The sequence below is a fragment of the Spirosoma terrae genome (genome assembly GCF_010435915.1).
GTDB lineage: Bacteria > Bacteroidota > Bacteroidia > Cytophagales > Spirosomataceae > Spirosoma > Spirosoma terrae.
In genome coordinates this window covers 14,108-32,041 of sequence record NZ_JAAFZH010000010.1, presented here as the reverse complement: position 1 = coordinate 32,041, position 17,934 = coordinate 14,108, and the positions used below count along the sequence as shown (strand labels likewise).

At 47.1% G+C, this 17,934-nt stretch carries 15 protein-coding genes and 2 tRNA genes; 9 read left to right on the top strand and 8 right to left on the bottom strand.

The genetic code is table 11. The features are described 5' to 3' along the window. Positions 1-31: 31 nt before the first annotated feature. A complete protein-coding gene (locus tag GK108_RS19950; protein WP_163952366.1) occupies positions 32-304 on the bottom strand; it encodes a hypothetical protein in 273 nt (90 codons plus the stop codon). A 96-nt stretch (positions 305-400) separates the two neighbouring features. Beyond that, positions 401-482: transfer RNA gene (locus GK108_RS19945), tRNA-Leu, on the bottom strand. 149 nt (positions 483-631) lie between these two features. On the opposite strand from GK108_RS19945, the gene GK108_RS19940 reads away from it, so the two are divergent. Next, on the top strand, positions 632-1,036 hold the full coding sequence (locus GK108_RS19940) for a DUF3127 domain-containing protein (protein ID WP_163952364.1): 405 nt from the start codon (positions 632-634) through the stop codon (positions 1,034-1,036). An 86-nt stretch (positions 1,037-1,122) separates the two neighbouring features. On the opposite strand, the gene GK108_RS19935 is transcribed toward GK108_RS19940, so the two are convergent. Next, positions 1,123-1,195, bottom strand: a tRNA-Lys gene (locus tag GK108_RS19935). A gap of 55 nt (positions 1,196-1,250) precedes the next feature. Between GK108_RS19935 and GK108_RS19930 the strand changes: the two genes are divergently transcribed. Then, positions 1,251-1,994: a tetratricopeptide repeat protein gene (locus tag GK108_RS19930; RefSeq protein WP_163952363.1), complete on the top strand. Its 744-nt coding sequence runs from the start codon at positions 1,251-1,253 to the stop codon at positions 1,992-1,994. Positions 1,995-1,996: 2 nt separating this feature from the next. Here GK108_RS19930 and GK108_RS19925 read toward each other — a convergent pair whose 3' ends face one another. Continuing rightward, a complete protein-coding gene (locus tag GK108_RS19925) occupies positions 1,997-2,809 on the bottom strand; it encodes an SDR family oxidoreductase (RefSeq protein ID WP_163952361.1) in 813 nt (270 codons plus the stop codon). An 81-nt stretch (positions 2,810-2,890) separates the two neighbouring features. Then, a complete protein-coding gene (locus GK108_RS19920) occupies positions 2,891-5,131 on the bottom strand; it encodes a T9SS type B sorting domain-containing protein (protein ID WP_163952359.1) in 2,241 nt (746 codons plus the stop codon). Between the two features lie 72 nt (positions 5,132-5,203). On the opposite strand from GK108_RS19920, the gene rlmD reads away from it, so the two are divergent. The 3 genes from rlmD to GK108_RS19905 all read left to right on the top strand — a co-directional run bounded on the left by rlmD (position 5,204) and on the right by GK108_RS19905 (position 8,522). Next, complete coding sequence (gene rlmD / locus GK108_RS19915) at positions 5,204-6,646, top strand: 23S rRNA (uracil(1939)-C(5))-methyltransferase RlmD (RefSeq protein WP_163952357.1); 1,443 nt, start codon at positions 5,204-5,206, stop codon at positions 6,644-6,646. Positions 6,647-6,971: 325 nt separating this feature from the next. Next, entirely contained in the window at positions 6,972-8,066 is a 1,095-nt protein-coding gene (locus GK108_RS19910; RefSeq protein WP_212592850.1) for a sensor histidine kinase, read from the top strand. Between the two features lie 6 nt (positions 8,067-8,072). Next, positions 8,073-8,522 carry a response regulator gene (locus GK108_RS19905; RefSeq protein WP_163952355.1) on the top strand — a complete coding sequence of 150 codons (450 nt, stop codon included), beginning with the start codon at positions 8,073-8,075 and terminating at the stop codon, positions 8,520-8,522. A gap of 35 nt (positions 8,523-8,557) precedes the next feature. On the opposite strand, the gene dnaB is transcribed toward GK108_RS19905, so the two are convergent. Next, positions 8,558-10,141 carry a replicative DNA helicase gene (gene dnaB, locus GK108_RS19900; protein WP_163952353.1) on the bottom strand — a complete coding sequence of 528 codons (1,584 nt, stop codon included), beginning with the start codon at positions 10,139-10,141 and terminating at the stop codon, positions 8,558-8,560. 361 nt (positions 10,142-10,502) lie between these two features. On the opposite strand from dnaB, the gene GK108_RS19895 reads away from it, so the two are divergent. From GK108_RS19895 to GK108_RS19880, 4 genes are all read left to right on the top strand, one after another. Then, positions 10,503-11,468 carry a PhoH family protein gene (locus tag GK108_RS19895; protein ID WP_163952351.1) on the top strand — a complete coding sequence of 322 codons (966 nt, stop codon included), beginning with the start codon at positions 10,503-10,505 and terminating at the stop codon, positions 11,466-11,468. Beyond that, positions 11,449-12,804, top strand: a complete 1,356-nt coding sequence (locus tag GK108_RS19890) for a M43 family zinc metalloprotease (RefSeq protein WP_163952349.1) — start codon at positions 11,449-11,451, stop codon at positions 12,802-12,804. Before GK108_RS19895 ends, GK108_RS19890 begins: the two co-directional genes overlap by 20 nt. Positions 12,805-12,902: 98 nt before the next feature. Further along, the gene (locus GK108_RS19885) at positions 12,903-13,355 is read left to right on the top strand and encodes a GNAT family N-acetyltransferase (protein WP_163952347.1); all 453 of its coding nucleotides are present in this window, start codon (positions 12,903-12,905) and stop codon (positions 13,353-13,355) included. Continuing rightward, the gene (locus GK108_RS19880; RefSeq protein WP_163952345.1) at positions 13,352-15,475 is read left to right on the top strand and encodes a ComEC/Rec2 family competence protein; all 2,124 of its coding nucleotides are present in this window, start codon (positions 13,352-13,354) and stop codon (positions 15,473-15,475) included. Before GK108_RS19885 ends, GK108_RS19880 begins: the two co-directional genes overlap by 4 nt. A gap of 49 nt (positions 15,476-15,524) precedes the next feature. Here the strand turns inward: GK108_RS19880 and GK108_RS19875 are convergent, their stop codons facing one another. Next, on the bottom strand, positions 15,525-17,069 hold the full coding sequence (locus GK108_RS19875) for a right-handed parallel beta-helix repeat-containing protein (protein ID WP_163952342.1): 1,545 nt from the start codon (positions 17,067-17,069) through the stop codon (positions 15,525-15,527). 50 nt (positions 17,070-17,119) lie between these two features. After that, complete coding sequence (locus GK108_RS19870) at positions 17,120-17,746, bottom strand: hypothetical protein (RefSeq protein ID WP_163952340.1); 627 nt, start codon at positions 17,744-17,746, stop codon at positions 17,120-17,122. Positions 17,747-17,934 lie beyond the last annotated feature (188 nt).

Sequence of the window (17,934 nt, the reverse complement as noted above, 5' to 3'; positions counted from 1 at the left end):
AATTAAATGTAAATATTTTCTTACAAGTTAATTATGTTGGATTTGAAATGTATCGTTTGGAAAACATTTCCCCCTCACCTGTCAGTAGCCATTGGGAAGAAACCCCGTAATCTTTAACTAGCCAGGTTAAATATGCTAACTCGAACGATCGATCTGGGTTAACACGTAGTTGATAGAAGTTTCCCTTATTCAATCCGTAGCGGGACACAAAGGTGTTCTTGCCCCGCATTTGCCGACGCTTTACCAGTTCATCGATTGCCTGAAAGAACCGTTTATTGATTGCTTCCGATTCGGGGTTTAACATGGCCAAAAAAAGCTATGTTTATGCAATGTTTATGTAGTAAAACAGAAAATGCACTGTAACTATCTGTTATACAGTGCATTTAAGTGTAATTTAATGTGACCACGGGGAGACTCGAACTCCCATGCCTTGCAGCACCACCCCCTCAAGATGGCGTGTCTACCAGTTTCACCACGTGGCCATCTGCTGATTGCGGGTGCAAATATAGGAGTTCATTTTTCTCTATGCAATACGACTCGATTTTCTTTTTACTATTTATGAACACCGCTCCCGAAATGAGCAAAAATTCGTAATTTTAATCCTCAAACCACGTTTTAAAGTTCTATAAGCATGGCGCTGGAATTAGTAGGAAAACTTATAAAAGTACTCCCTGAAGTAACTGGACAGGGAAAAAATGGAGCATGGAATAAACAGGAATTTGTGATCGAAACCCTGGATACACAATTTCCGAAAAAAGTCTGTATGACGGTTTGGGGTGAGAAAGCCAATGACCTAAAGCAGTTTGCAGAAGGAGATACCTTAAAAGCAACTTTTAGCGCAGAGTCTCGGGAATACAACGAACGGTGGTATACAGAACTTCGGGCATTCCGGCTTGAATTAGCCGAAGGAGGGGATACTAGCTATGCTGCCCCTGCGCGTCCGGCGCAGCAGGCCCGCCCTGTCAGCCAAAGTCAGCCAGCAGGTACGCCGTTCAACACGAGCTTTGATGACGAAAGCAATGACCTTCCTTTCTAAATCGGAGGAAAGGAAAAAAGAAAAGGGAAACAGTCCGTTTCCCTTTTCTTTTTATGGAATGAAATTCCAATGAGTTCTTTTGGAAGTGATTCGGCTGGGATTCGAACCCAGGACCCATACATTAAAAGTGTATTGCTCTACCAGCTGAGCTACCGAATCGATTGTGAATGTTGGGTGTAAGAATGACTTTTTCCCTCAAACGCGGTGCAAAACTATGGCCTTATTTCGATCAATGCAAGCCATTGCCCTTAAAATAAGTCTATTTTTCTGCCTAAGCATTCGTTTTTTTCCGGCGATGGCAGATCACGAACCATTAATCAGGCGGGCAGATTCACTGTTTCGCGCTGGTGCTCAGACTGATGCTACCAAATTATATGAACAGGCCATAGCAAAAGGGCAAAAACCCAGTGATGCCATGTTATTGAAATTAGCCAGTGCCTATGAGCAGCAGAATGACGTTCCACACCAGCTATACTATCTTCAGGTCTATTTTGACCGCCATCCTGATGATGCTGTTCTCCGACGTATGAACGATGTTGCCAGAGCTAATAATCTGAATGGCTATGAGACCGACGATTTAAATTACTTCTATTTGTTCTATAAAAAATACGGAATTTACCTACTCCTGTTCTTATTCATACCAGCCGGATATGCGTTTGGGGTGCTTATTGTAAAAATGCTCCGAAAAGAGAGCATACCCACCCGGCAGAAGTGGGTACTGTTTGTATACCTGACCGGATTGCTTTTGTTTGTCAACCTGCCAGAACGTGTTAAATCGGGTATTATTAGTCAGGAGCGCGTATTGCTACGTACCGACCCGTCGGCAGCAGCACCGGCCGCCGAAATAATCGGACGAGGACACAAAGTCAATATTATTGGAAGCCAGGATATTTATCTTCGCGTTTTTTGGCACAATGAATTGTACTACGTTCGCCGTGATAATGTCTGGATTATCTAAACCTACTGTCGTTTCAATGGCGAGTCTTTTTCTTTGGCTAACGTATTATAGACCAGTTTATCGGCCAGACCAGGAAACAACTTATTGATAAATACGGTCAGCTTACCCTGAGTTGTCAAAATCAATTCCCGTTTACGGGATTTAACAGCGCGTAAAATATGATCAGCGCATTCTTCGGCACTCATCATATTTGATTCATCGCGCATAGTTTCTCCTTTGGCATGCCCATGTGCATCGAGTGCTGAAAAGCGAATATTAGAAGCTGTAAAACCCGGACAAGCGGTCAATACGTGTACTCCTGAATGTAGCAGTTCGGTACGTACTGCTTCCAGAAAGCCATTCATGGCAAATTTTGACGCCGAATAACCCGCTCGAACAGGTAACCCCCGGTAACCAGCAATTGAGGATATGCCGACTATGGAGCCTTTTGTCTGGACGATATAGGGTAAGGCGTACCGGGTTGCATACACCGTACCCATAAAATTGATGTCCATAACTTTCTGAATAACAGCCGGATCGGTGTCAATCAGCATCGACCGCATCGAGATGCCAGCATTATTGATGAGTATGTCCAACCGGCCAAACCGGGCAATAGTCTGCTCAAACAATGCTTTAACATCATTTTCCAGACTAACGTCAGCAACCAGAGCCAGAGTCGTGATCCCGGCCTGCTTTAATTCGCTACTAACCTGCTGAAGTGATTCGGCATTGCGGGCGCAAATAACAATGCTAGCTCCTTCGCGACCAAAGGCAAACGCCAGGGCACGGCCAATTCCTGACGATGCGCCGGTAATAAGTACTACTTTTTCCTTCATAATATAGGGTGCGAAGATAGGCAGAATTAGTTAGTAGTAGCGCCTGATCAGAGATCAGGCCAGACGCTATAGACGCTTTTATTAACGGATTAATGTGACAGGACCTTTAAACGTTCGGGTGGTTGTCTGAATAAGATAATAGTAGGTTCCAACCGGATCGTTCGTTCCTGCCCATTTGAATTTTGGGTCACTGGAGGTAAACACCGTTCGACCGTTACGATTCGTGATCGTAACCGATTTGAATTGTTCGGAGCAGGCATTTTCGGGCAAATCTTTCACCGTAAAAAAGTCGTTATAGCCATCCCCATTCGGTGTAAAGACGTTTGGTATAGTTAAATCGACGCTTACATACGGATCTTTCAGATGAAACGTAACGGTAGTTGTATCGGTATGTTTAGGCTGACAGGAGCGGTCGTCGGCAATAAAATCAATGACAAACGTAGCCTCTGATTGGCCATTCAGTAGTTCGCAGGTTGGGCTCCAGGAAAAAGGAGATTCTAACGTAACGGGCCCATTTTTGTCAATATAGGCCATTCCAACGGCTTTATGGTCGAAACCTCGTCCAACGGCGGTCATCCGAATAGTATCCCGATCTGGGTCGTCGCCAATGACAGAAAATGTTGATGTAGACGACTCACTGGAGCCGACCAGTAGCTCGACTACCTGCGATGATAGCGAGGTTCGGATAGAGGGTGGTTGACTGGGCAAACCGAGTGCTTTCAGATTAACCGTAACCGTGTCCCGAAGATTTCGGCTACAGCGCGTATCGGTGACAATAAAATCGACGAAGTAGTCCGAATGAATGGCGTCCGAACAGGTTGGTTTCCAGGTAAATGGTTGCGCTACTTTCCCTACGCCGGAGGCTGAGCCAAAGCTCATACCTGCCTGAGCCAGTGAAAAACCACGACCAACGGCCTGAATCGTGATATTATCATTATCCATATCGGCACCAAACGCGGTAAACGATAGCGAAGAACCAACCGTTATACTGGCTTTATTATCTGTTAAATCAGTACTGGCAACGGGCTTGTTATTTGGTGATGGAATTACATTCAGTCGAATACTGATCGTGTCGCTCATTCCTTGTGGGCAGCCTTCGTCGGTGGCCCGGATCATAAGCGTAAAGGGCGTACCATTGCCACCGACACATCGGCCAAAGCAGAATTTTGCCCTGAGCGTATCGCGTGTACTACGAGTAAACAGTTCGCCGGGCGCAATGGTCAGGCCGGGTAACGAACCACTCATATTAACTATGCGTATCCGTTGGTTTGGGTTTGGGTCTGTAACCAGCAGTTCCAGACAATTCGTATCCTTTTCGGCAATCGTTACTACGGCTCCCTGGGTGTAAAAGCTGGATTGACCTTCCGGGCGAAATAGTAATTTGGGAGGATCGTTCTTTTGACAATCAATAACCAGCACCTGATAATCGCGACGGACGCTTCCGATCCGGACACCCCGTCGGTATTCATCAACCTGAACCGAAAAAACGTGAAGACCTACCCGATTAGGTGTCACGGTCAATAATCCGGTTCGGATATTAACCTGAAGCGGTTGGGTGCCAGGAATCTGATTCGTTACAGACAAACCGGAAGCCCAGTTGACAAGTGGATAGGGGCCAGGGTAGAAGATAGGGTTGTTAAGGGAATTGATAGCGCCAGGATTCGGCACTGCCCGATTACTGTAGCCGTTATAGGGCGTAACCAGTGTATAGGTAAGGCTATCGTTGTCGGCGTCCTTAGCACTAAAATCCAGACTGAATGGCTGGCCAACGCAGGCGTAATCGCCCTTGGGAACCGTAAAAACGGGTGAAGAGTTTTTGGTCGTACTTATAGCTGGAAATTCCAGGTAAAATGTTGAACCCGCGTCGGCTGGATTCTGAATATTCACAATGGTTCCATTCCGACAGCACCGCTCCCAGGACAGATAATAGCCAGCAGGATCATTGAAAGCGTTTGGGTCAAGCGTAACATCAATGCCATGCCGAATGAGCCTGGTACGTAGATTGGCCGTTTGACAGGAAGAGTTGGTGTAAGGAACATACTCACTGCTGATCCGATTAAGCAATACGTAACCAATCAGTTGATTGTTCCGTTTGGCAAATACCCCTACCGATACGCGTCCGTCGTCGGCTCCCGGATCGCCATTTACGTCGTCAAAATAGAGGTTTAAGTTAATGCGGTGAGAAAATGGGCTTTGCGGACCCATATAACGTAGCTCCAGTTCCCCACCAACAATATGCGTAGCGCGGGCAATCCCACTGATAATCAGTAATAAACTGATTAAACCTATCGTCCACAAGCGACTACGGTACAGGTTCACCATAAAAGGAATAGTTAGGTAAGTAGTATACTGTCCGGAAACGGCTGCTTAAATTAGCGGTTTTTTAGGATACTTATGCGTAGAAGGAGTCATAAAGCACCCGAACGGTTGTACGCGGTTTCGATTGAATCTGTTGCAGCAGAGGGAAAATGTATAGTACGTACGGAGGAGGGCGTAATTTTTGTTGAAAATCCAACCGGCGGGCCTGGCGTAGCACCGGGCGATGTAGTTGATCTACGCGTCACGAATAAGAAAAAGCAATACCGGGAAGCCGTTGCAGAACACATTCATCAATTCTCGACGGTAAGAGCTCAACCCTTTTGTGAGCATTTTGGTACGTGTGGTGGCTGTAAGTGGCAGCATATTCAGTATGACGAACAATTGCGTTTCAAACACCAGCAGGTTGTTGATCATCTGACCCGGATCGGGAAGGTAGCATTGCCCAATATTCGGTCTATCTTGTCGGCAGAGCCAACGCAGTATTATCGCAATAAACTGGAGTTTACCTGCGCCGAAGGCCGGTGGATGACCCAGGCTGAAGTCGGAACCGGGGAATCTATTGATCCTCGGGCAATTGGTTTTCACGTACCGGGCCGTTTTGATAAAGTACTGCCAATCAACCATTGTTATCTGCAGCCTGAACCGTCCAACGCTATTCGGTTGGCGGTGACGAACTACGCTTTTCAGAATGATATCAGTCTATACAATCTGAAACTGCATACTGGATTTTTACGGACGCTGATTATACGTACTGCATCGTCGGGGCAGGTAATGGTGACTGTACAGGTGGCCCAGGATAAACCAGAAATCCTGGCTGGTCTGATGGATTTTCTGCAAACGACTTTCCCGGGCATTACGTCGTTGAATTATATTATTAACACCAAGAAAAACGACAGTTATCAGGATCAGGACGTAATAAACTGGTCGGGTAAGCCATACATTGAAGAAATCATGGACGATCATAGCGGGCGTCCCCTGGTTTTTCGGGTTGGTCCTAAGTCGTTCTATCAGACGAATGCGCAGCAGGCATTCAACCTCTATAAGGTGGCGCGGGACTGGGCGGGATTAACCGGGCGCGAGCGCGTTTATGACTTGTATACCGGAACGGGTACCATTGCCTTGTTCGTGGCTCGCATGGCTGGGCATGTAGTCGGGGTAGAATACGTAGAGTCGGCCGTGGCAGACGCCCAAATTAATGCTGATGTTAACGGCATCACCAACACTACGTTCGTAGCCGGTGATATGAAGGCTATTCTGACAGATACCTTTTTTGATCAGCACGGACGGCCAGACGTCGTTATTACCGATCCTCCCCGGGCTGGAATGGATGAAGCGGTTACCAGACAATTACTCAAAGCCGCTCCTGAACGTATTGTATATGTAAGTTGCAACACGGCTACGCAGGCTCGTGATCTCGGTATTTTGGATGAAGGTTATCGAGTAGCGGATGTGCAGCCGGTCGATATGTTTCCTCATACGCATCATGTGGAGAACGTAGTGCTGCTGACGAAAAAATAATCTTCAACTAAAAGTAAACTGAACCTTTGGTGTAAACAGCCAGTTCAGCACTAGGTAAAATTCGTTATTTTCAAAAGGAGATAGTTTGGTTCTGTAAAGGCGTAATAGCGAGAAGCTAATTCGCTAGCTGTCCTTGACTGTGTGGTCGCTTTTAGGCCATTTTATAAAATTATCGCCCAAGAAGAGAATAGCCGCTCCATTTGCCTTAAATTCAGGGAGCTATTTCTTTGACAAATTGCAGAATGTGATAATTAACTATTAACATGTTCAGGTATTCATAAATACACAGTAAATACACTCAAATCCGGTTAACTGCATTTTGGCAATGCTATTCGAAACGAAACAGGATCGATTACTCAAAATGATGGAAGAAATCGACGATCATGCGATTATTCTATTAGATACACAAGGCAATATTGAGACATGGAACAAGGGAGCCGAAAAAATAAAAGGCTATTCTGCTGAAGAAATTATTGGAAAAAACTTTAGAGCCTTTTATGGAGAACCGGATCAGGAGGCAGACTTGCCGGGCAACTTGTTAGCACAGGCAACGTCGCTCGGAAAGGTGTATCACGAAGGTTGGCGAAAGCGGAGTAATAATACGCTATTCTGGGCGGGCGTAACCATTACAGCTATTCATGACGATGCCGAAAACGTGATCGGTTATTCGAAAATTACCAGGGATCTGACGGAACGAATGCAGGCAGAGGCTACGATCAGAACCCACGCGCAACACCTTGAAGCACAAAATAAAGAGCTGGAACAGTTTGTTTACATTGCCTCACACGATCTGCAGGAACCGCTACTCAATGTGAGCAATTTCGTTGAACTCTTGCAACAGGAATATAGTCAGGAACTAGATGAAACGGCCAGTCTTTATATCGATGTGATTCATCAGAGCACGCTACGTATGCGAAGCCTGATCAAAGGGTTGCTCGACTATTCGCGCTTAGGTAAGGAAAAATCGTTGGCGACGGTCGATTGTCATCAATTAATTGATACGCTTAAAGGTGATCTGGCAACAAATCTGACGGCAGCCCGAGCCGAAATCGTAGCTGTTGACTTACCCGTTATCACAGCTTACCCGATTGAATTAAGGCAGCTTTTTCAGAATCTCATCGGCAATGCGATCAAATTTAGAAAAGCCGGCACAACCCCGATTGTTACAATCTGGGCCGAGAAGGTCGATAACTTCTGGAAATTCGCTGTCCGCGACAATGGGATCGGCATTGAACCGGCTTACCGGGATAAGATTTTTTTAATTTTTAAGCGCCTGCACGACCGCGAGGTTTATGAGGGGAATGGAATCGGGCTGGCTCATTGTAAAAAAATAGTTGAGATGCACGGAGGAGAGATTACAGTCGAATCTGAGCTAGGCGAAGGCAGTACTTTCTTTTTCACAATTCCTGTCATTTACTAACCAGTTATGAAAAAATTTAAAGACCTGGACTGTGTTTTGTTGATAGATGATGACCGTTTCATTAATCTGGCTCACTCAAAAGCGGTAGAACGTGCTTCTATTGGGGTAGAAGTTAAAGCCATCAACAATGTTAAAGATGCTTTGGATTATCTGACCAGCAGCGGTACGTATGAAACGGTAGAAGGTCCATCCAGACCTGGTATTATTTTTCTTGATATCAACATGCCGGGGTTAACAGGCTGGGATTTTATGGACATGTATCACCAGCTGGATGAGACCTACAAAGCGAAGGTCATTGTTGTAATGCTAACAACGTCCCTAAATCCCGACGATCATCAGCGGGCTTTGGCCGATGGTCATATTGTCGATTTTCTTCACAAACCGCTTCGTCCGGAAATGGTCCTCGAATTGGCGGAGCGTTACTTCGAAACGCATGACTTAACAGTTACTACCTAATAAAAAGTCCGGTGATGAGCCGGACTTTTTTATTGTTAGAAAGGTGTTTCCTGATTGGGATCGGCATGACCGAAGTTAGACCGGTCGTTGGCCTTGCTTTTGAAGACGTTGCCGACGGGGGGCGCATCAAAACTACTTAGCCCATTCACGTCCGGGCTAAAGCCTTGCGTAGGAACGGGTTCAAAATAGGAATCAAGGTCGCAGAATTTCGTGAATTTATTGATGAAACGGAGCTGAATGGTGTCCAGAGAACCACTTCGGTTTTTCGCGATAATCACTTCGCCAACACCGGCCGTTGAGTTACCGTTTTCGTCCTGCGTGATGTTGTAATATTCGGGGCGATACAGAAAGCAGACCATATCGGCATCCTGCTCGATAGATCCAGATTCCCGCAAGTCAGACAACTGCGGTTTTTTGTCGCCACCCCGTGTTTCAACGGCCCGGCTTAACTGAGAAAGCGCAATAACCGGTACGTTCAACTCTTTCGCCAGGTTTTTCAGCGCCCGCGAAATCGACGCAATTTCCTGTTCGCGGTTTCCTCCTCCACGCCCCGACGTATCGCCCGACATTAGCTGTAGATAGTCAATAACGACCATCTGTATGTCGTGCTGTGCTTTCAGACGACGACACTTGGCCCGCAACTCCAGAATGGATAGGGCAGGTGTATCGTCGATAAAAATAGGCGCTTCCGTTAACCGTTGAATTTTATGGTGCAACTGAGTCCATTCATGAGGAGCCAGTGTTCCTTTTCGAATCTTTTCCGAATCGATCTCAGCTTCTGCCGATATCAAACGATTGACCAGCTGTACCGACGACATCTCCAGCGAGAAGATAGCAACCGCCTTTCCATGATCGACGGCCGCATTGCGGAGTGCTGAAACCACAAAGGCCGTTTTGCCCATGGCTGGTCTGGCCGCCAGAATAATTAATTCGGTGGGTTGCCAGCCCGACGTAACGCGATCCAGATTGGTAAATCCTGATGGTACGCCGGTTAACCCTTCCTGGTTTTTCTTGGTTTCCAGTTCGTTCAGTGCCATCCGAACGATGGTACTCATGTCGGCGTAGTTCTTCTTGATGTTCGACTCCGAAATCTTGAAGAGCGACTGTTCAGTACGGTCGAGCAGCTCAAATACGTCGGTCGTATCCTCGTATGCGTCGCGCAGAATAGTTGACGACATCGTAATCAGCGCCCGTTTCAGCGCCTGTTCCGAAATAACACGAGCGTGATACTCAATATTGGCAGCGGAGTTTACCCGGAAGGTCAGCTCTGCCACAAACCCACCACCGCCTACAAACTCAATTTCGCCCGTTTTGCGGAGCTGATTGGTCACTGTCAGCAAATCGATAGGATCAGAATTCGCAAACAGCGTCAGAATGGCATTATAGATGCGCTGATGAGCTTCCTTGTAGAACGTTTCGGGCTTTAGAATGTCGACAACGGAGGAAAGGGCATCCTTTTCGATCATCAGAGCCCCAAGCACTGCCTCTTCCAGATCCAGGGCCTGAGGTGGTAATTTTCCAAGACCCGTATCGAGCCAGTGGTTACCTGCCTGCTGGCGACCTCCCGCGAAGGCCGACGGCTTACGAAGGTGTTGGTTAGGGCGTGCGTTGTTCTCCATACTTATTATGCAAGTTTACGCAATGAATCCCGCATAAGGCAAATTCCGTTACCGGATCAGTCTCTAAGTTGGGCTGGGTAAAGAGACGTAACATTCTGGTAATGTTGCTACTACTGGCCAGAAAAAAAATCGTTTTTTTTACGCAACGTCGACACGGGGTTTTCGCGTAACTGGTAAGAAAACATACAGGCGACGGTACTATAGCAAGGTAACCAATTATTTGTTAAATTCAACTCCATTATATCAAGTGGTTGCGTATACTAAGAAAAGAAATTGAGCGAATAATTTTTCAAAAAAATGTGTTGTATAAGCAGAGAAATCGCTTACTTTTCGGAATCACATTTAAAACACTAATTATCATTTGGTCGAAAAAGTCATCACCCTCGACAATGTCTCGCTCATCGACTTTCTGGGCGTAGAGAACCACAATATTAAAGAAGTGGCCGCTGCGTTTCCGATGAGCAAAATCATCTCGCGCGGTAACGAAATCCGCATTAAAGGCACTACGCCCGAGATTACCCGGATCAGCGACATCCTGGATTCGTTGATGGAACATTACCAGAAATACGGCAAAATCACGCACGAAAACGTGCAGAACTACATCAATCATAGTGGCCAGACCACGGGTAGCAATGGTGGCGTTTTGCCGATTGTGCCTGATGATGATGAAGTGCTTGTTTATGGCAACCGGGGTATTGTTGTACGTGCTAAAACTGATAACCAGAAGCGGTTGGTAGAAGCCGCTGAGAAGCACGATCTGGTTTTTGCTATTGGACCGGCGGGGACTGGTAAAACATATACCGCCGTGGCTATTGCCGTTCGGGCACTGAAAAATAAGGAAGTTAAGAAAATTATTATTACACGACCAGCTGTTGAAGCGGGGGAAAATCTGGGCTTTTTGCCGGGCGACTTAAAAGAAAAAATCGACCCGTATCTACGCCCAATTTACGATGCACTGGACGATATGATACCGGCCGAAAAACTTAAGTTTTATACGGAAAACCGGATTATTGAAATCGCTCCGCTGGCTTACATGCGTGGTCGTACGCTTAACAATGCCTTTATTTTGCTGGATGAAGCGCAAAATACGACCCCTATGCAGATGAAAATGTTTCTGACTCGTATGGGGCCTTCGTCGAAAGCAATCATTACAGGCGACCGGTCGCAGATTGACCTGCCGAACAAGCAAAAGTCTGGCCTGATTGAGTCCGTTGATATTTTGAAAACGATAAAGGGGATCGCTTTTGTTGAACTCGATGGTCGCGACGTAGTGCGGCATCGACTTGTGCGGGAAATCATTACGGCTTATGAAAAAGCAGGTCAGTAGCCTGATTAATGACTATAAAAGAACCGGCTGGCTTTGGCTGGCCGGTTCTTTTATGTGTTTTTGTACGTATTCAGTACAGGCCCAGACTGTGCCCGACTCGTTACTAAAACGATGCGGTACGGCTGACTACGAAAAGTTTGTGCTTCAGATGCGGAACCCGAATCGGGTTAAGCAGATTCAGGAACTCAACCGCCGAATCAGTGAAGTGGAACGTAACAGTATGTCGTTACGGCAGGCCGAAGATGAAACCATCTATCGAATTCCCGTGGTTGTTCATGTTGTCCACAGTAATCCATCCGGACTAATTGGCGGAGCGAATAACCCAAATATCTCCGATGAACAGATTGCTTCCCAGATTCAGGTGCTGAACGAAGACTATCGCCGGAAAGAGGGGACCAATGGCTATAATACAAGCGATATAGGAGCCGACGCTAAAATTGAATTCTACCTGGCCACCTCCGATCCTAATGGGCAGCCTACCAACGGAATAACCCGGCACTACTACGACAAAAAAACGTCATTTAATATATTTTCGGACGATGCATTACTTTCCTCGATTGCTTACTGGCCAAGTGATCGATACCTGAATATCTGGGTTACTACGTTACAGAACAATTATTTGGGGTATACCCAGTTTCCAACGGCGGCTGATACGTTGAAAGGGCTTCCGGGGGTAACAGATGAATTTGTGGATGGCTCCATGATTGATTACCGTTTTTTTGGTCGGAAAACGGGCACGGTTACCAGTTCAACCTATTCGTTAGGCCGGACGGCATCGCATGAGATTGGGCATTGGTTGGGCCTGATTCACACCTGGGGCGATGGCGACGGTTGTGCAGAAGACTACGTAGCGGATACGCCACCCACCAAGGCGGCTAATCAAACCACGCAGTGCCGCACGACGTATTCTACCTGCTTTAATGGCGTGCAAACTCGGGATCTGACCGAGAACTATATGGATTATTCGCCGGATGCCTGTATGAATATGTTCACAAAAGGGCAAGTGGCCCGAATGAGAGCCGTGCTTCAAGTCAGTCCCAGACGGGCTAAACTAGTCAAATCGGTGTCCGCATTACCCGAAACCGATGCATTAACTATTAACGTATACCCAAATCCTGCCTCATCCAATCCAACTGTGGACGTACAGTTGAAGGGCTTTCAATCATTTTCTGTCGACCTTATGGATATGAGTGGTCGACAAATCAGGACCCTGTCGTATACCGATGCGCCAAGCACTCGTGTTACGTTGCCTATTCAGGGATTAACCAAAGGTTTATATATCGTCCGGGTAAAAACCAACGGCGAGAGTTCGAGCAGTCGGTTGTTGGTACAGTAAAAAATGGTTAGTTTGCGGTGGTGCGCCTAGCGTTTCCTGTTGTTCGTTAGTATGGGCTGATAGTCAGCCTATAAGGTTAGACGAAATTTTACCGCTTTATGATCACTGTTTTACCTGTTTCCAATTCAGACGACCTACAGACTGTTTTTTCGATAAGACAGGCTGTTTTTGTTGACGAACAAAAGGTTCGGGCCGAAGAAGAATACGATGAGTTTGAAAACACCAGTACGCACTTTCTGGCGTGGGAAGATGGCAAACCGTGTGGCACTGCCCGCTGGCGACGGACGTCAAATGGGGTTAAGATGGAGCGCTTTGCCGTACTGTCTGATTGTCGTGGTAAAGGTGTTGGCAAAGCATTGGTACGTGCCGTTCTCGATGATATATTTAGTCAGCAGCCTGAACCTATTGAAAGTATTTATCTGCACGCCCAGTTGCCAGCCATGCCATTATATGCCAGTTTTGGTTTTGTAGCGGTAGGTTCTCAGTTTGAAGAGGCTGGCATTCAGCATTATAAGATGGTTTTGCCCGGTTCTGCCTACGGGAAAGAATGAAAGGGAGCCCGTTTGTACGCTACGTAGCAGCCCTGATTGTTGGTGTTGTTGCTTATGTGCAACTTCCTAATGTTATCTATATACCTGTACTTGCCCTATGCCTTGGTCTGGGATTGTGGGCATGGGGGCAGCGCCAATGGGCAAAGCAAATCATAAAGCCTATTCAAGTCGGACAAAGCATTGGGGGCTTGCTAATACTGATGGCGTTAGGGTGGGCTATTACGTATCAGCATACAGCAATAAATCGACCAGATAACATTATTCATGTACGCGATACGTTACGTGCCTACGAAGGGGTAATTGTATCCCAGCCCGAAGAACGTGCTAAAACCTACCGTGTGGAGCTTGACATTCGTCGGGGTTTATGGAGCGTAGCGTCTGTACCGAAGGAATGGAAACCGCTGAGTGGACGGGTCATTGTTTATCTGGACAAAGCGACTCTGAAAATGCCTACATATGGCGAGGTTTGGCTGGTGTCGGGCGCTCCGCGACTCATTGATCCACCGTTAAATCCGGGTGAGTTTAATTACAAGCGCTATCTGAGCTATAGGAATATCTACCACCAGCAATACCTGCGACCGTTTCAGCGACAGGTGATTGCTTATGATCCCCCCAGCCCGATAACCCGATGGGCAACAACCATCAACCGATGGGCTGATAGCGTATTTACCCGACAGGTAGGCACTAGAGCCGAATTTGCTATTGTCAATGCCATGATTCTGGGGGTTCGCGACGATCTGGACGCTGATCTATACAGATCCTATTCAGTAGCTGGTGCCATTCATGTGCTGTCGGTGTCGGGCTTGCACGTTGGTATTTTATTTAAGGTATTAACAATTTTACTAGGTTTTCTGGCAAAACGGCCGCGCGGTAAACTGGCACTGGCGGTAGTACAACTAGCCATTTTATGGTTTTATGCGTTGATTACCGGCTTCTCTCCGCCGGTGTTACGTTCGGCGGGTATGTTTACGCTGTTAATCCTGGCCAATGCATCAGGGCGTCAGCAGCGGCTTGAGAATACGCTGGGCGCTTCCGCGTTTTTTATTTTATGCTTCGATCCATACGCGATATTTTCGGCCGGATTTCAATTGTCGTATCTGGCAGTGGCGGGTATTGGTGCCTGGCAGCCTGCGCTCTATCAGTCGTTCACGTTTCGGCATAAATGGGCCAATCGGCTCTGGGAGCTAACGGCCGTTGCTTTGGTCGCTCAACTAATCACGTTCCCACTAGGGATATTCTATTTCCATCAGTTTCCTACCTATTTCCTGCTGGCTAATCCCGTAGTTATTGGACTGTCGGAAATTTTGCTGCCGCTGTCGATGGCTACGTTGGCGCTAAGCTGGGTTCCGTATGCAAACGACGCATTGGGGTGGCTTTTGCAAAAAATAGCCTGGATGCTGAATGGAGCCGTTACGGGAATCGGGCAATTGCCGGGAGCGGCTTGGGAAGGACTATGGCTCACACCAATAACGTTGGTGTTGGTATATACCATCATCGTTTTTGGAACCGCGTTACTGCTTACTCGGCAGCGAGCTTACCTCTGGGCAACGTGTATAGCGGCATATCTCCTGTCAGCCCTACTGGTCTGGGAAAACTATGATCAGGCGAATCAGCAGAAGATAGCGGTTCATTTTCTACCGCATCGAACCGCCGTTAGTCTGACGGAAGGGCGGTTCAGTACGTTATTGACCGACCTCGATACTGCCGACCAACGCTCCTACGACTTTTATCTGAAAAATACATTCAGCCAGTGGGGTGTAGACCGACCTGCTCGTATCGATATCCGGTACCAACCAACTAGGGCACAAACGGGTGTTTCAACAATCTATCAGAGTCAGGATTATGCGCTGTGGGTTTGGCGTGGTAAGACGTTTCTGCTGGTCAATAAACTCACCGGACGTACCAAATGGAAACTGCCAGCCGTAGTCGATTACCTCATTATCCGACGTAACGCCCTGCGCGAATGGGAGCAGCTATCGGGGCGGGTAGTAGCCCGGCATATTGTTTTCGATGATTCTAACAAAACGCCATTGACTGATCGATTAGTAGCCGAAGCCAGAAAACGAAATATTGCCTGTTATTCGGTCAGGCAAATGGGAGCATACGTAGCCGATTTATAATCCGCTCTTCTCACCAAAATCTTGTTTTGGTGAGAAGAGCGGACTTTTACTACTGCTCGTACTCAATTGTTGCCAGCGTATTGTTGTCAAATTGGTTAGTAGTACTGGCGTCGTCGTTAATACTTGAGCCATAACCAACCAGAATCCCGTGGCCACCGCTTCCGCTGATACGTGTATGCCGGATTGTCATGGTTGCATTGCTGCCGTATAAGGCGAGGTTTGCCCGCTGGCCTGAAATGATCACCTTGCTGCCCGCATTCCGGATGTCGGCGTTTTCGATACTGTTCAGATGGCTGGTCGAATGGCTGAGAATACCTTGCCAATACGCTTTTGCTGAAGCTGCTCCCGTGAAAATCACTCGCTGCTCGGTTGTTCCCTTGGCGGCTACGTATCCCTGCTCATTAATAGTGATCGACGCGTCACGCGCTACTTCAACCGTTACGCCAGGTAGTAAACGCCAGCCCGAGCGAACGGCAACTGAATTTAATAGTCGGTAAGGCGTTTTATCGGTAAAGCCATGCCAGGCGATTTCAGCAATGGTTGAATTTGGGTCACCAATGTATTCGCCGTTTATTTCGACAACGTTACGTCCGTTGCTGGCCGTGAAAACCGACGCTGCATCCAGTTTTGTTACATTCTCAGTTGACAGTAGTAGACCTGCCTCGGTATTGTTGCTGAACGTATTGGACGAAAAATTACGCACGATGGCTCCTTCCTGAATAAATAGACCATACCCGTCATGTTGGGCGAAAAGAGTGTTTTTTAGCGCTATCTGGCTTTCTTTGAACATCGACATGCCCATTTTTTTGTTATCCAGCATGGGGCGGCTACCAGCATGAAGTATCTCAACGTACTCCATCAGATTAGCGTTACTGGCTGAGTAGAGCATGATACCAGCCCAATAGCCTTTGATCGGATTCACACCGATAAAGCGAATTTTTTGCTCGGGGGTACCTTGGGCGATAAGCATTCCTCCTTTATCGTTGATATCAAAGCGGGCGTCGCGCTCAAAGGCAATTACTACACCTGGCTGAATAGTTAATTCGTGTTTGACAGCAATGCTTTTGGTGACAACATAGTCGGGTAAGTCGGGATTCATGATCTGGTTTTCCAGTACGGTCTTTACCGTAATATCACTATTGATGGTGATTGGCTGGGCTACCGAGGCCGTAATTTTCACCTGATCGACGCTGGTGGCGGACCCGTTCGATACTGTTAAAGACAATTCATAATCACCAACCTCATCGGGGGTGAACGTAGCCCGAACGGCATTGGCGTTCGTTAGCGTAACCGTACTTTTGGCTGGCTTCTGGGTGAGTACCCATTGATACGTTAACGGTTTTCCTTCGCCATCGGCGGAACCTGAACCGTCGAGCGTAACCAACTGCCCCACCTGAACGGGCTGATCGGGACCTGCGTTTGCCACGAGAGGCTTTAAAGGCTCCGGTTCATCTTTGTCTTTCTTACAGCCGGTAGCCAGAATCAATAGCAGGAACAGGAAGGAAGTAGTTTGACCAATACGTTTTAATTTTCTGGTAGTGAGGAGAGCTGCGAAGATTGCAGTCCAATTGATTGATTGTTTAGTTGTGAACATGAGCTTGTGTGTTTACTGGTTGTTAAAAAAGTTGACTACGTTAAAATCCTTCAGACTTGCTGACGATAGAGAGCGAATTGGCCGCTGATTGGTGTCGCTTTTGTATCCGACAATTGATGGTGAGGCCGCAAAAAGCCGGAGAACGTACCTTTAGTGTAGTAGCTGCCTTCCTGATGTTCGATGTGAACAATACCTTTTAATCGGCTTTGAGCGTGATCAGAAGGAGGGCACGACGAGTAAATAGAATCCTGGTAGCCGTAGGTGACGATGCTGATGCCCGATTGTAGGGTAGAGGTTTCTCCGAATGGAAAACTCCCTGAACGAACGCCACAAGTGGCTATTGATAGAAAATGCTCCGGTGCTCCGCCAATGTCCATATACCAGAGTCGCATGGGTTCCCGTTCGGTTAGGGAGCAGGATTGAGGGGACGTATATCGGTAGGTTTTTCCTACGATAGTGACACTGATTGAGCAGTGATCATCGTGGGTAGTGGGTTGATCTATCAGGCTGTCATCACCCAAACCAACAATTAAAAAGTGGTTGTAGGATAACATGGTTGCTGATCGGTTTTTAGTGGAGATTCGATTGCGATTGGTAACGTCATTGTCTTTGCTGTTTTGTGGGTGATAAGCCGGAGTACGTATCGTTCCGTTTATCGACTCCGCAAAATTCAGCACTCATGACCGGTGAATGCCTACGCAGAACGGATTAGGAGCTACTCAAAACGGATTCTTGCTGCAACAGCTGTGCTTGCAGTTCAGTCGGCGAATACATCACTTGGCAACATGGATCATACAGTTGGGGCTTTACTGCCCAAGACATACGAGCAGTGGCCTTTACTTTTAGCATATCATTAGATCGTTAG